Genomic DNA, 12395 nt, shown 5'->3' on the forward strand with positions numbered 1-12395 from the left:
CTCGGTTCTGAAAGGCTCCACCAGTGACTGTTGACGTCAACAAGACGGACGGTCCCTCGGACACGCCCCCCGCCGGCCCGGAGGCCCTCAAGGCCGTTCCGGTCCGGCACCCGGGGCGCTATGTGTCCGCGGCCATCGCACTCGCCCTCCTCGGTTCGATCGTCTACGCGTTCGCGCAGGCCAAGAAGATCAACTGGGGAGCGGTCCCCGACTACTTCTTCGACGACCGCATCATCGAAGGCGTTCTGAACACCCTGCTGCTCACCGTGCTGTCCATGGTGATCGGCATCGTCGGCGGCATCCTGCTCGCCGTGATGCGGCTGTCCAAGAACCCGGTGACCTCGTCGGTGGCGTGGTTCTACATCTGGTTCTTCCGCGGCACGCCGGTCCTGGTCCAGCTCTTCGTCTGGTTCAACCTGGGCCTGGTCTTCGAGTACATCAACCTCGGGCCGATCTACAAGGACTACTGGTCGTCCTTCATGACCCCGCTGCTGACGGCGCTGCTCGGCCTCGGTCTCAACGAGGCCGCGTACATGGCGGAGATCTGCCGCGCCGGTCTGCTGTCGGTGGACGAGGGGCAGACCGAGGCGTCGCACGCGCTCGGCATGAGCCACGCCAAGACGCTGCGGCGGATCGTGATCCCGCAGGCGATGCGCGTGATCGTGCCGCCCACGGGCAACGAGGTCATCAACATGCTGAAGACCACGTCGCTCGTCTCGACGGTGCAGTACGTGGATCTGCTCAAGGCGGCCCAGGACATCGGACAGGGCTCGGGGTCCACGGTGGAGATGCTGTTCCTCGCCGCCGCCTGGTACCTGATCCTGACCAGCATCTTCAGCGTCGGGCAGTACTACCTGGAGCGGCACTACGCGAAGGGGTCCTCCCGGTCCCTGCCGCCGACACCGATGCAGCGTTTCAAGACGGCCCTGCTGCCGCTGCGCCGTCCGAAGGGAGTCTCGGCATGACCGCCATGGTGAAGGCCGAGGGCATCCACAAGTCGTTCGGCCCCGTCGAGGTCCTCAAGGGCATCGATCTGGAGGTGCGGACGGGCGAGGTGTTCTGCCTCATCGGTCCGTCCGGCTCCGGCAAGTCGACCTTCCTCAGGTGCATCAACCATCTTGAGAAGATCAACGCCGGACGGCTGTACGTCGACGGCGAACTGGTCGGCTACCGCCAGAAGGGCGACAAGCTGTACGAACTCAAGGACAGCGAGGTCGCGCTCAAGCGGCGTGACATCGGCATGGTGTTCCAGCGCTTCAACCTGTTCCCGCACATGACGGCCGCGGAGAACGTGATGGAGGCGCCGGTCCAGGTCAAGGGCGTCAGCAGGGCCCAGGCCCGTGAGCGCGCCCATGAGCTGCTGGAGCGCGTCGGCCTCGGCGACAAGGCGGGCAACTACCCGTCGCAGCTCTCCGGCGGCCAGCAGCAGCGGGTGGCCATCGCCCGGGCCCTGGCCATGGAGCCGAAGCTGATGCTCTTCGACGAGCCGACCTCGGCGCTCGACCCGGAGCTGGTGGGCGACGTCCTCGACGTCATGCGCGACCTGGCCGAGTCCGGGATGACGATGGTCGTCGTCACCCACGAGATGGGCTTCGCCCGCGAGGTCGGCGACAGCCTGGTCTTCATGGACGGCGGTGTGGTGGTCGAGTCCGGCAACCCCCGTGACGTGCTGACGAACCCGCAGGAAGAGCGGACGCAGTCGTTCCTGTCCAAGGTCCTCTGACCGGGCCGGACGCACGGACGGACGGGACGCGGTACGCGGACGAGGGGCGGTACGGACATCCCGTACCGCCCCTCACTCGTGTCACGGGCCCGGTCGTCATTGAGCCGCGCCGCGGGCCCCGTCGTCACGCCCGGTGGTCCACGCCACGGCCGACACCCCGGGCTACTTCACCGCCAGCACCATCGAGTCGGCGGGCGAGCACCACACCGCGCGGGCCTCGGCGAAGCCCTGATCGCGCAGGACCCGGGCGTGCCAGTCGACGCTGTGGAAGTCACCGTCGGCGTGTTCGCCGTAGATCTCGAAACGGCGGGCCGTCGGCGCGGCGAGCACGGGGTCCTGGGCGGCGAGCTGCCACCATGCGGCCCAGTCGACGACACCGTCCGCCCTGGCTTGTTCCATACCCGCGTGCCGGTGCGCGCGCTCCGCCGCGTTGATCCGGGGCGTCGACTCGTCGATCATGTGGTCCGCGTTCATGAAGACACCGCCGTCGCGGAGGAGTTCCGCGACCTGACCGTAGAGGGCGGCGAGGGGTTCGCTGTGCAGCCAGTGCAGGGCTGTGGCCGTCAGGACGGCGTCGTACGAGTCGTACGGCAGCCGGGTCGGCCAGTCGGGGTCGGTGAGGTCGGCGGTGACGAAGGCGACCCGCCGGTCGCCCTCGAACGTGCCCTCGGCGATGGCGAGGAGGGCCGGGTCGAGGTCCACGCCGGTGCTGACGGCCTCGGGGAACCGCGCCAGCAGCCTGGACGTGATGGAACCCGTACCGCAGGCGAGGTCGAGGACGCGGGGCTCGGGGCCGATGAAGGCCTCCACCATGTCGAGCATCACCCGGAACCGCTCCTCACGGTCCGGCAGATACAGCTCCTGCTGCCGGTCCCAGCTCTCCTGCCAGGCCTGCCAGTCGGTTCCGGCCGTGGTGGTCATGGGGTTCCCTCCCTCGGTGTACCGCTTGTACCGCTTCTTCCGGCACGCACGTAATACCCTGTAAGCACGAGCAGCCATTACTTGACCCGCACCACGACATTAGAGCGCCCCCGTAAGGACTACAAGTGGAACTGGCCCATTACTCGGACTACGCCGTACGCCTCGTCAACACCGAGGAGCCGACCCGGGGCAAGGACACGCTCACCTCGGTCGAGGCCGTCCGCGATCTCTTCGGGCCCAGCCGGCAGGCGGCCCGGCGGGCGACGGACGCCGACGTCACCCGGTTCCGGTCGGTACGGGCCCGGCTGCGCTCGGTCTTCGAGGCCGCGAACGACGGCGACGAGACCCTCGCCGTGGACCTGCTGAACTCGTTGCTGCTCGAATTCCCGGTGAGCCCGCAGATCTCGGGGCACGACTTCCGGGACGACGACGGCCGCCCTCTGTGGCACATGCACCTGGCGGACCACCCGTCCAACGCGACGGCGGGCTACGCCGCCATCGCCGCGATGGGCCTGGCCTTCCACCTCACCGAGTACGGCGTGGACCGGCTAGGTCTGTGCGAGGCGGCGCCCTGCCGCAACGCCTACCTCGACACCTCCACCAACCGCTCCCGGCGCTACTGCTCGGACCGCTGCGCGACCCGCGCCAACGTGGCGGCCTACCGGGCCCGCAAACGCCTGGAGGCGGACCGGTCGCCGAACACGGGCCTGGCCGCCGAGAACGCCCAGCGGGCGAGCGCGAACGGCGAACCCTGACCCTCCGGCCGGGGCCGGTACCGGAATCGCACCTTCCCCAGCACCAGTTCATCGGGGACGACCCCGTAGTCCGTACTGTCCCCGCCCGCGTACGCGTTGTCCCCGAGCACCCACCAACCGCCGTCGCGGCGCTCGGCGATCCGCTTCACGACGAGCAGATCCTGCTGGAAGGGGTGGCGCAACACGAGGACGTCACCGATCCCCAGGCGGGCCCCGTAGTGGACGAGCAGTTGGTCCCCGTGGCGCAGCGTGGGAACCATGGAGGGCCCTGTGACCTCGGCCACCCCGAAGGGCAGGAGGGCCCTGCCCCGCTCGCTCTCCTGCGACGGCTCCGGCATCACCCGGCACCTCCCCGGTCCGTTCCTCTCCAGTGCTCCACCAGTCCCAGTCTGACCCCGGACTTTTGTCCTAAGCCCATGGGGGCACTCGCGAAAACCTCTCTCGTAGGGAGTAATGTCCCACCTGAGAAGACGATCACGAGGAAGGAATGCTCCATGCTTTCCCGCCTGTTTGCCCCCAAGGTCAAGGTCAGCGCCCACTGCGACCTGCCCTGCGGCGTGTACGACCCGGCCCAGGCCCGCATCGAGGCGGAGTCGGTGAAGGCCGTGCAGGAGAAGATGGCCGCCAACGACGACCCGCACTTCCAGGCTCGCGCGACCGTCATCAAGGAGCAGCGCGCCGAGCTCGCCAAGCACCATGTGTCGGTCCTCTGGAGCGACTACTTCAAGCCCCCGCACTTCGAGAAGTACCCGGAGCTGCACCAGCTGGTCAACGACGCCCTCAAGGCCCTCTCGGCCGCCAAGGGCTCGACCGACCCGGCGACGGGCCAGAAGGCGCTCGACTACATCGCCCAGATCGACAAGATCTTCTGGGAGACCAAGAAGGCTTGATCTTTGATCACGCCATGTGACCTGCGATTTCCTTGGTCGCCAGGTCAACCGGTCCGCACCCGGTCCGCATGCCGCCGAGCACGGCGTCCATGACGGTCCGGGTGCGGTCTTCTTTCTGGCCGCACCTGCTTGACGCTCTCCGCCGGCCATGAGGGCGGAGGCGCAGAAGTGGTGCAGTTCCATTCCGTTTCCAGCGGCAGTGGTTGAGGGGCTCGCCCTCCTCCCTCGCGAACAGCCACTCCTCGGAGGGGCGAGCGGCGCGGACCGGCGGCGATGAGCCACGCCTCCCACTTCGGCGTACGCCTCGAACATGATCCGCCCGGCTCGCGAGGCGACGTTGCTTCTCGGGCCAGGCTCAGCCCGAAACCGGCGGGGGACACGCATGTGCGCCCTCGACAACACCCCTCCGAGCTGCTCGGGATCGTAGTCTCCCGTCTCGAGCAAGGGCCATGGACAGCCCGGCAGTTGAACCCGCAAGCGGCTACGAAAGGTCAGGGCCGGGCTGTAGCATCCAGGCGTGATGGACGCCACATCAGCACCATTCCGCGAGTACGAGACCGGTTTGAGTGAGCAGCCCCTCCGGCAGGGCGATGTACTGGAATTCCTCCAGAAGGAGGAATTCCCGACTGGCTGGCGCGACACTATTGCCATCGTCGTGACCGCGAACTGCGACCTGTCCTTCGGGAAACACTGGGGAACAGTCACCTATGTGCCGGCAATCCCGTTCGACGTCTACGTCCAGCAATTCATCATCCCTAAGATTATCGCCACGGAATGCACAAAGTCCGAGAAGATACTGCACAGCCTGTTCACGCAAGAAGTGGCAACTGAATCCGTGGAACGCGCCCTGGAGATGCTGCAACTTGGATATCCGATGGAGGAAATTTCGGTACTGCTGCCCCCGGACGGCAAGGGACGCCCCCGTTTCGAAGCCGAACTCCAGACCCTCGGGCTTTATTGGACCGCCCAGGTCACTCTGAAGCAGTGCACGGACTCTGATGAATACTGGCGCCACATCGAGGGACTCAGCGCCGATCTCGACAAACTGCGCAAGCCGAAGACGAGCAGCAAGGAACTGCTTCGCAAAGAGATAAAAAGCAGGCTCAAGAGCTTCCCCGGCGATACCCTCTTCTTGTGCGAGCCCGGCCCTGGCTACGCAGGTGGGTACGTCGTGATGCTGCGCCTCATCCGCAGCATCGAGGACACCTCGGTAGCCCTGCGGCCGGCCGACGAATACCACTCCCCGGGGCAACATCGAGCACGGCGGATCGCCCGTCTGAAGATCCTCTATTGTCACCGTGTCGTCCAGCAGATGGCCCAGGTATTCACCGACATCGGCTTGCCTGCCGACTACGAGGGAGCACGGGACTCGCACCTTGATGACTACGTTGAAAGCTGGGGCAAGTGATGTTGATTGTCTTTACACGCAGTAGCCTTCCTGAATACATCGAGCACGGCCGCATCAATGGCTTTCAGTCGAATCCTGAACCAGGGCTGCTGGGTGACAATCTATTCCTGTCGGAGACGATGGGCTGCCGCTTCTTTGTGCGCCGCGAGGACGACCAAGACAGTCGATTGATCCTGGTGGACGGTTGGTGCTGGGAACTGATCACCGAAGACTCCACGGAGACGGCCACCCGTTTTCTGGAACGCATCGACCGGGCTTCCCGTGCCATGGCTCACCCGCCGGTCTCTCTTCCCCACCAGTGGAGCAAGTTCTCGTACGAGAATTTCCTGGCCTTCTTCGCGCTGCCCCGCAACATCAACCATGATTCGTTGCGGTGGGTCGCCGAAACCCTCCAGGGAGGGCACGCGGCTTTCTGGTGGCTCACCGACCGGAGCGATCCGAAACCCCTTCAGAGCTTCACCATCGACCACACGCCCGTCAACGATGCGATCTCCGGCTACCACCAGGCGCTGGATGCAGCCGTCCAGGCGTTCAGTGGCGTCAAGGAAAAGCCCCAACTGCTGCAGCCTTCCATTGACCTGATGCGGGTAGGTGCCGGGTCCGTCGCCCGGGAACGCTCGTACTCGGAGTGGCTTCCGCAGCTGACGGACGCCCAGCGGGACATCCTCGACAACGCATTGGCCGACCCACTGAAGATCCGCGGTGTAGCCGGCTCGGGCAAGACCCTCACCCTCCAACTGAAGGCGCTGCACGAGCTGTACACGTCGTCCGCGGCGGAGAGCAATGCCCAGACCCCGGGGTCCGCCAGTGGAGCGCTGCCGCGGATCCTGTTCCTCACACACAGTTGGTCCATGGCAGAGCAGGTGGAGGAGGCGTTCAGGCGCCTCGACGAGCGCGGGCTCTCCTCCAAGATTGATGTCATGCCGCTCCTCTACTTGAAAGAGTGGCTCCAAGGCCCCTTGTCCTCAGAGGTCGAGGTCCTCGGCGAAGACAGTCTGGACGGCAAGCAGCAGCAGATGCGCCTCATCAGCGATGCTGTCGAACACATCAAGTCCAGTATCTGGACGAGCTACAAGGCCAATGTCAGTGACTGGGTGCGGCAGGGCGTCGACGCCGACCGGGACGAGGCCGATCGGCTCCGCCTCTGCTGGGCTTTGCTGCGTGAATTCGCCGAGGTCTTCGACTCGCGCGAGATCAAGACCCTGCCCAATGCGCTGCAGAAATATATTGATCTCCCTCGTGAATCGTGGATGGTGCCACTCGAAACGAATGCAGACCGAGAACTCTCCTTCCGCGTGTACAAGTACTACGTCCGACAGTTGGTGGAGGAGGGTTTGGTCACCACCGACCAGGTGGTGGACGATTTGAGGAGGGACCTCGAGAAATACGAGTGGAACGCCGTCCGAGCCGGCCGCGGCTACGACATTGTCTTCGTCGATGAGTTCCATCTCTTCAGCGACCCCGAGCGCTACCTGCTGCATTTACTCACCCGCGAGGCGGAGAAGCCGCCGCGGCTTGTCATGGCGATGGACCCGAGCCAGTCCGTTTTCCTGCTCCTCACCGGCCTGGCCGAGACCGACATCAGCCGCGCTGCCAGCGGCATGATCCAGCGCGGGCAGACAAAGTCGATCGACTTGAAGACGACGCATCGATTCACCGAGCCCGTCTTCAATTTCCTGCGCTATCTGCACACACAGATGCCGAACGTGGTGGAGCTCGGACACGACTGGGTGTACGACGCGATCCCCGACTCCGGTAAGACAGGCCGAGAGCTGCCTCGAGCGCGATTCGTCAGCCGTCACAAGTTGGCCGAGACCGGCGTGACAGACGCTTTCGCCCTGCATGCTGCGAGCACTCAGGAACAGCGGGTGGCCCTCATCGGAATAGGCAACAGCGAACTGGAGGCAATCAGGGAGGTCCTCAAGGACAAGGGGCACTCCACGGCCTCGTACGTCCTGATCGACGGAAGGGATGAAATCGAACGGCTGCGCTACTCCCGGCGTGCCCTCATCGTGACGGCAGCCGAGTACGCCGCCGGCCTCCAGTTTTCGCATGTCGTGGTGGTCGGAGGCACGAGCGGGAACCACGAGTACGGACACGGCACCAGCGCGATGCGGGCTCTGTACTCCCAGTTCTACCTGGCTGCGAGCCGCGCCGAGGAGCATCTGACCATCGTCGCCCCACAGGAGCAGGGAGGCTTCGGCGAAGTATTGGGCAAGGCTGTCGATGCTGATGTAGCCGTTACCGGTTCCGCCGTCGCACCCAATCCCCGGTCGCAGTAGACAACGGGGCGCACGGAGACAAAGAAGGCCTGACCCGGCCTCTCTCGTCCGCACCCGGTCCGTATACCGCCGTCTCGCACGGCGGTGTGACGGGCCGGGTGCGGTGGTGTCCGGGGGCCGTGCGGGCCGTTGCGGGCCGTGCGGCCCGCCGGAGTCAGGTGGTCGGGGCGGGGCCGGGCCAGACCGCCGACGCGTCGTCGCGGTCGGGGTTCGGGAGGCGAAGGGGACGGACGGGGACGGGGGCCGTGTGGTCGTCGGTGGTGACCGTCCAGGGGGCGGGGCGGCCGGAGTAGCAGAGGGCGGTCAGGGCGAAGACGCCGTCCGCGTAGACCTCGACGTATTCGCCGACCGTCAGGATGCGCAGTGACGTGGGGGGTTCACGGAGCACCGTCTCGGCGAACGGGGTGCCGGCCGGGCCCGTGACGTGGAGGTTCTTGCCGTCGCAGGTAACGGTGAGGGCGGGGCGGGCGGGGTCGGCCGCGTCGGTGCGCAGGGCGACCTCGACGGGGCGGCCGCCGAGGGCGATGTCGCCGACCGCGTGGAGAGCGGGGTCGGTCGTCGGGTCGCCGAGCCAGGTGCCGAGGCCCGGCCACCAGGCCAGGTGCGGGGCCGAATCCGCCCCGACGACCAGGGACTTGGGCTGGGCGAGCATGCCCCGGCAGGGGGCGCCGGCGTCGGTGAGGCCGACCCGGCGAGGTGTCGTGTGCAGCACGACGCGGGAGCCGTCGGGGTCGAGGATGACGCGGGGGGCATACGCCCCCGTGGGGCCCAGTTGGCCGTGCCGGGTCCAGGGGCCGCGCAGACGGGGTGCCGTCCACGCGTCGAACCCGCGCGTCGCGCCGATCGAGCCCAGGAGGAGCCAGGTGCCGTCGTCGAGGCGCTCCAGGACGGGGCACTCCAACTCGTCCACGTCACCAGGGGAGATCAGCGGCGGGTGGACCGTCCAGTGCTCCAGGTCCGGCGAGGTGGCGAGGGCCACGCAGCCGCTGACCTCCACGGGGAGCGAGGCGTCGCTCGCGCAGATCACCATGACCCAGCCGTCACCCTCGTCGTCGCGGACGACGAACGGGTCGCGCCAGCCCATGCGGTCGCCGGTGCGGTACCAGCGCGCGTCGGCCTCGACGACCGGTCCGGTGCTGTGGCGCCGCCAGCCCGTGCCGTCCGTACGGTCGGAGTGGGCGAGGCCGACGGACTGCAGGGGCCAGCCCTCCGGGGTCAGTCCGCTCACCCCGGTGTAGAACATCGCGCTTCCGGTGCCGTGGCGGACGGGGTGCATCGTCCACACCGCCTGCTGGTCGAAGCGGCCGGGCAGACCGTTGCCGAAGGCGGTGCCCTCGGGCCGCCAGCCGACCAGGTCGACCGAGGTGGCCCGCCCGTAGGACGTCTCCATCCGCAGATGGTCGAACTCGGCGGTCCAGGGCCCCTGGAGATGCAGCACCGTGTAGGTGCCGTCGTCCTCGCGGAGCAGGGCGAAGTCGTTCACGCAGAGGCCCGGCGGGGCGTATCGCATGCGCAGCAGTCCTGTCGGCTCGTAGCGCCCAAACGCGTGCGCTGACCATGGTTGAGAGAGGTATCGCTTGAGAATCAGCGCAAGTAAAACTGAACGCAAACGCTTGCGCAACAAGGAGGCCGGGTTTACGGTCACGTCACCCACAGACACACCGACGTGAACCCGACGGGAGAAATCCGCCGTGCCGGTCAGCATCACCGATGTCGCCCGCGCCGCCGGCGTCTCGGCGTCCACCGTGTCCCGCGCACTGCGGGGCCGGCCTGGCGTCTCGGACGAGGTGCGCACCCAGATCGCGGCCGTCGCCGCACAACTCGGCTACACGGCGTCCCGTTCGGCGTCCAGCCTCGCCAGTGGACGCACGTACACGATCGGGGTCGTCGCCCCGTACATCGGCCGCTGGTTCTTCGGGACCGTGCTGGACGCCGCCGAGCAGGTGTTCAGCGCCGCCGGGTACGACGTACTGCTCTACAACCTGGGGTCGGCCGAGGCGCGCAAGCGGTTCTTCACCAAACTGCCGGTGCGCAAGCGGGTCGACGCGGTGCTCTCGCTGCTCATCCCGGACGAGGACGAGTCCGCCGCGTTGCGCTCCCTCGGGGTGCCGCTGGCCTCCACGGTCGGGGGCGCCCGCCCCGGCTTCACGGTGGTCGGCATCGACGACCGGGCGGGCGCGGAGAGCGCCGTACGGCACCTGGTGAACCTCGGCCACCGCCGGATCGGCATGATCTCCGGGGCCAGCGGGCCGCTGCACTGGACCACCCCCGTCGACCGCCGCGCCGCCTATCTGCACGTCCTCGCCGAAGCCGGGATCGAGCACGATCCGGCGCTGGTGGCGGACGGCGACTACACCGTGGACGGCGGCGAGCGGGCGATGACCGAGCTGCTGGCCGCGTCCCGGCCGCCGACCGCCGTGTTCGCCCAGTCCGACGAGATGGCGATGGGCGCGTTGCGCGCGCTCAGACGGCATCGGCTGCGGGTGCCGGACGACGTGTCCGTGGTCGGCTTCGACGATCACGAACTCGCCGACGTGGTCGGGCTGACCACCGTCGCCCAGCCGGTCGCCGGGCAGGGCGCGGAGGCCGCCCGGATGCTGCTGCGGCAGTTGGACGAGCCGGACGCCGAACAGCCGCCAGGCCGGGTGGAGATGCCCATACGGCTCGTCCTGCGCGAGACGACGGCACCGCCGCGCCCACGCGGACCCCAGTGACGTCCCGCCCACCTCGCATGTCCCGCACATCCCGCATGTCCCGCATATCCCGTACGCCCCGCACGGCATGTACGCCCCGGACGCCCATACGACCCGTAGGACCCGGGCCCCTCACCCCCCACCCGCCGAACGCCGTCCAGTCCGGCCGCCCCGGCGCCCGACCGCCCCACCACCCGACAGCCCCCCGCACCTCGCACCCTCATCCCGCACGGAGGCACACACCATGAACCCGACCACCAGCTCGACCAGCAGAAGGTTCCGCCGCACCGCCCGTACAGGGCTGGCCCTGGTCCTCCCCCTGGCGGCGCTGGCCGCTTGCGGTGGGGGCGGTGGTGGCGACACCTCCGCCGAGGCCGGCAGCGGCGAGGGGACGATCAGCGTCTGGGCCCACCAGGGTCAGAAGAGCGAGTCGGAGGCGTTGCAGAACGCGGTGAAGTCGTTCAACTCCTCGCAGGACAAGGTCAAGGTCGAACTGAAGCTGATACCGGAGACCGACTACACCAAGACGATCACCGCGACGGACGCCGGCGAACTGCCGGACGTCCTGGAGTTCGACGGCCCGACGATGGCGAACTTCGTCTACAACAAGAAGCTCGCCCCGATCGACGACCACGTCTCCGCCAAGACCCTCGACAACGCCACCGATGCCAGCAAGGCGCAGGGCGAGATCGACGGAAAGCACTACGGCCTGGGCATGTTCGACTCCGGACTCGGCATGTACGGCAGCAAGAAGCTGCTGGACGCCGCCGGTGTGACGTACCCGAAGGGCCTGGACGACGCCTGGACCGCGAAGGAGTTCGACGCCGCGCTCAAGGCGCTCAAGGCGAAGGACTCCGACGGCAAGGTCATCGACCTCCAGGAGGGCAACGGCTACGCCACCGAGTGGGGCACCTACGGATTCGCCCCGATCGTCTGGTCGGCGGGCGGCTCCCTGCTCAGGGACGGCAAGGCGGAGGGCGCCCTCGACACCCCCGCAGTGGCATCGGCCATGAAGACCTTCCAGTCCTGGAAGGCCGCGACGGACGCCAACACCGACGGCAACGCCTTCGCCAAGGGCCGGGTCGCCCTGAGCTGGGTCGGGCACTGGATGTACCCCGCCTACAGCGAGGCACTCGGTGACGACCTGGTCGTGCTGCCGCTGCCCGACTTCGGCGACGGCCCGAAGACCGGCCAGGGCTCGTGGGCCTGGGGTGTCGGCGCGAACAGCAAGAACGCCAAGGCCGCGGGCACCTTCCTGGACTTCCTCCTCGACGACACCAACGTCGGCGCCATGACGAAGGCCAACGGCGCTCCGCCGGCCACGAAGTCCGCGCTCGCCGCGAGCCCCCTCTACCGGCAGGGCGGCCCGCTCCAGCTCTTCGCCGACCAGCTCGCCAAGCCCTGCGGCGACCGTGACATCAGCAAGTCGTGTGTCGCCGTCACCCGGCCGGTGACCGCCGGATACCCCGTGGTGACCGCGAAGTTCAGCGAGGCGGTGAGCTCGATCTACGGCGGCGCCGACCCGAAGGAGGCCCTGTCGAAGGCCGCTCGCGCCATCGACCGGGACTTCTCGGACAACGCCGGCTACGAGATCCCGTAGCCACGCGCCCGGTCGGCCGCATCGCACCCGTCGGGTCCGGTTGACGGCATCCGTTCAACCGGGCCCCCGGTGCGACCGCGCCCGTCGGACCAGTCGGACTCAACGCGTTCAGCCGAACCCATC

11 protein-coding genes are annotated in these 12395 nt (G+C 67.7%); 8 read left to right on the forward strand and 3 right to left on the reverse strand.

What is annotated here, in order from left to right; all coding sequences use genetic code 11:
• The first annotated feature begins 23 nt into the window (after positions 1–23).
• Together K1J60_RS14455 and K1J60_RS14460 are read left to right on the forward strand one after the other, a co-directional pair.
• Entirely contained in the window at positions 24–965 is a 942-nt protein-coding gene (locus K1J60_RS14455; RefSeq protein WP_220646578.1) for an amino acid ABC transporter permease, read from the forward strand.
• A complete protein-coding gene (locus tag K1J60_RS14460; RefSeq protein ID WP_317619710.1) occupies positions 962–1723 on the forward strand; it encodes an amino acid ABC transporter ATP-binding protein in 762 nt (253 codons plus the stop codon). Before K1J60_RS14455 ends, K1J60_RS14460 begins: the two co-directional genes overlap by 4 nt.
• A gap of 162 nt (positions 1724–1885) precedes the next feature.
• Here K1J60_RS14460 and K1J60_RS14465 read toward each other — a convergent pair whose 3' ends face one another.
• Positions 1886–2644: a class I SAM-dependent methyltransferase gene (locus K1J60_RS14465; RefSeq protein WP_220646579.1), complete on the reverse strand. Its 759-nt coding sequence runs from the start codon at positions 2642–2644 to the stop codon at positions 1886–1888.
• A 125-nt stretch (positions 2645–2769) separates the two neighbouring features.
• On the opposite strand from K1J60_RS14465, the gene K1J60_RS14470 reads away from it, so the two are divergent.
• Positions 2770–3399 (forward strand): CGNR zinc finger domain-containing protein, encoded by a 630-nt coding sequence (locus tag K1J60_RS14470; protein WP_220646580.1) that lies wholly within the window; start codon positions 2770–2772, stop codon positions 3397–3399.
• Here the strand turns inward: K1J60_RS14470 and sodX are convergent.
• Positions 3303–3737: a nickel-type superoxide dismutase maturation protease gene (sodX, locus tag K1J60_RS14475; protein WP_220646581.1), complete on the reverse strand. Its 435-nt coding sequence runs from the start codon at positions 3735–3737 to the stop codon at positions 3303–3305. The two genes, K1J60_RS14470 and sodX, sit on opposite strands and share 97 nt — an antisense overlap.
• Before the next feature lie 156 nt (positions 3738–3893).
• On the opposite strand from sodX, the gene sodN reads away from it, so the two are divergent.
• From sodN to K1J60_RS14490, 3 genes are all read left to right on the forward strand, one after another.
• Positions 3894–4289: a superoxide dismutase, Ni gene (sodN, locus tag K1J60_RS14480; protein ID WP_007491258.1), complete on the forward strand. Its 396-nt coding sequence runs from the start codon at positions 3894–3896 to the stop codon at positions 4287–4289.
• Positions 4290–4806: 517 nt separating this feature from the next.
• Positions 4807–5697, forward strand: a complete 891-nt coding sequence (locus K1J60_RS14485; RefSeq protein WP_220646582.1) for a hypothetical protein — start codon at positions 4807–4809, stop codon at positions 5695–5697.
• The gene (locus tag K1J60_RS14490) at positions 5697–7979 is read left to right on the forward strand and encodes a UvrD-helicase domain-containing protein (RefSeq protein WP_259408263.1); all 2283 of its coding nucleotides are present in this window, start codon (positions 5697–5699) and stop codon (positions 7977–7979) included. The genes K1J60_RS14485 and K1J60_RS14490 overlap by 1 nt, the downstream gene beginning before the upstream one ends.
• Before the next feature lie 154 nt (positions 7980–8133).
• On the opposite strand, the gene K1J60_RS14495 is transcribed toward K1J60_RS14490, so the two are convergent.
• Positions 8134–9489 (reverse strand): glycoside hydrolase family protein, encoded by a 1356-nt coding sequence (locus K1J60_RS14495; protein WP_220646584.1) that lies wholly within the window; start codon positions 9487–9489, stop codon positions 8134–8136.
• Positions 9490–9670: 181 nt separating this feature from the next.
• On the opposite strand from K1J60_RS14495, the gene K1J60_RS14500 reads away from it, so the two are divergent.
• Both K1J60_RS14500 and K1J60_RS14505 read left to right on the forward strand, forming a co-directional pair.
• Positions 9671–10693: a LacI family DNA-binding transcriptional regulator gene (locus K1J60_RS14500; protein WP_220646585.1), complete on the forward strand. Its 1023-nt coding sequence runs from the start codon at positions 9671–9673 to the stop codon at positions 10691–10693.
• Positions 10694–10916: 223 nt separating this feature from the next.
• A complete protein-coding gene (locus K1J60_RS14505) occupies positions 10917–12272 on the forward strand; it encodes an ABC transporter substrate-binding protein (RefSeq protein WP_220646586.1) in 1356 nt (451 codons plus the stop codon).
• The last annotated feature ends 123 nt before the right edge of the window (positions 12273–12395 follow it).

Source organism: Streptomyces akebiae (assembly GCF_019599145.1).
In the GTDB taxonomy this organism is placed as follows: Bacteria; Actinomycetota; Actinomycetes; order Streptomycetales; family Streptomycetaceae; genus Streptomyces; species Streptomyces akebiae.

Bases quoted from the DNA above. Each gene is read 5' to 3' on its own strand.
- K1J60_RS14465 (WP_220646579.1), bottom strand. From the start codon at position 2,644: ATGACCACCACGGCCGGAACCGACTGGCAGGCCTGGCAGGAGAGCTGG.
- sodX (WP_220646581.1), bottom strand. From the start codon at position 3,737: ATGCCGGAGCCGTCGCAGGAGAGCGAGCGGGGCAGGGCCCTCCTGCCC.
- K1J60_RS14495 (WP_220646584.1), bottom strand. From the start codon at position 9,489: ATGCGATACGCCCCGCCGGGCCTCTGCGTGAACGACTTCGCCCTGCTC.
- K1J60_RS14490 (WP_259408263.1), top strand. From the start codon at position 5,697: ATGTTGATTGTCTTTACACGCAGTAGCCTTCCTGAATACATCGAGCAC.
- sodN (WP_007491258.1), top strand. From the start codon at position 3,894: ATGCTTTCCCGCCTGTTTGCCCCCAAGGTCAAGGTCAGCGCCCACTGC.
- K1J60_RS14505 (WP_220646586.1), top strand. From the start codon at position 10,917: ATGAACCCGACCACCAGCTCGACCAGCAGAAGGTTCCGCCGCACCGCC.
- K1J60_RS14460 (WP_317619710.1), top strand. From the start codon at position 962: ATGACCGCCATGGTGAAGGCCGAGGGCATCCACAAGTCGTTCGGCCCC.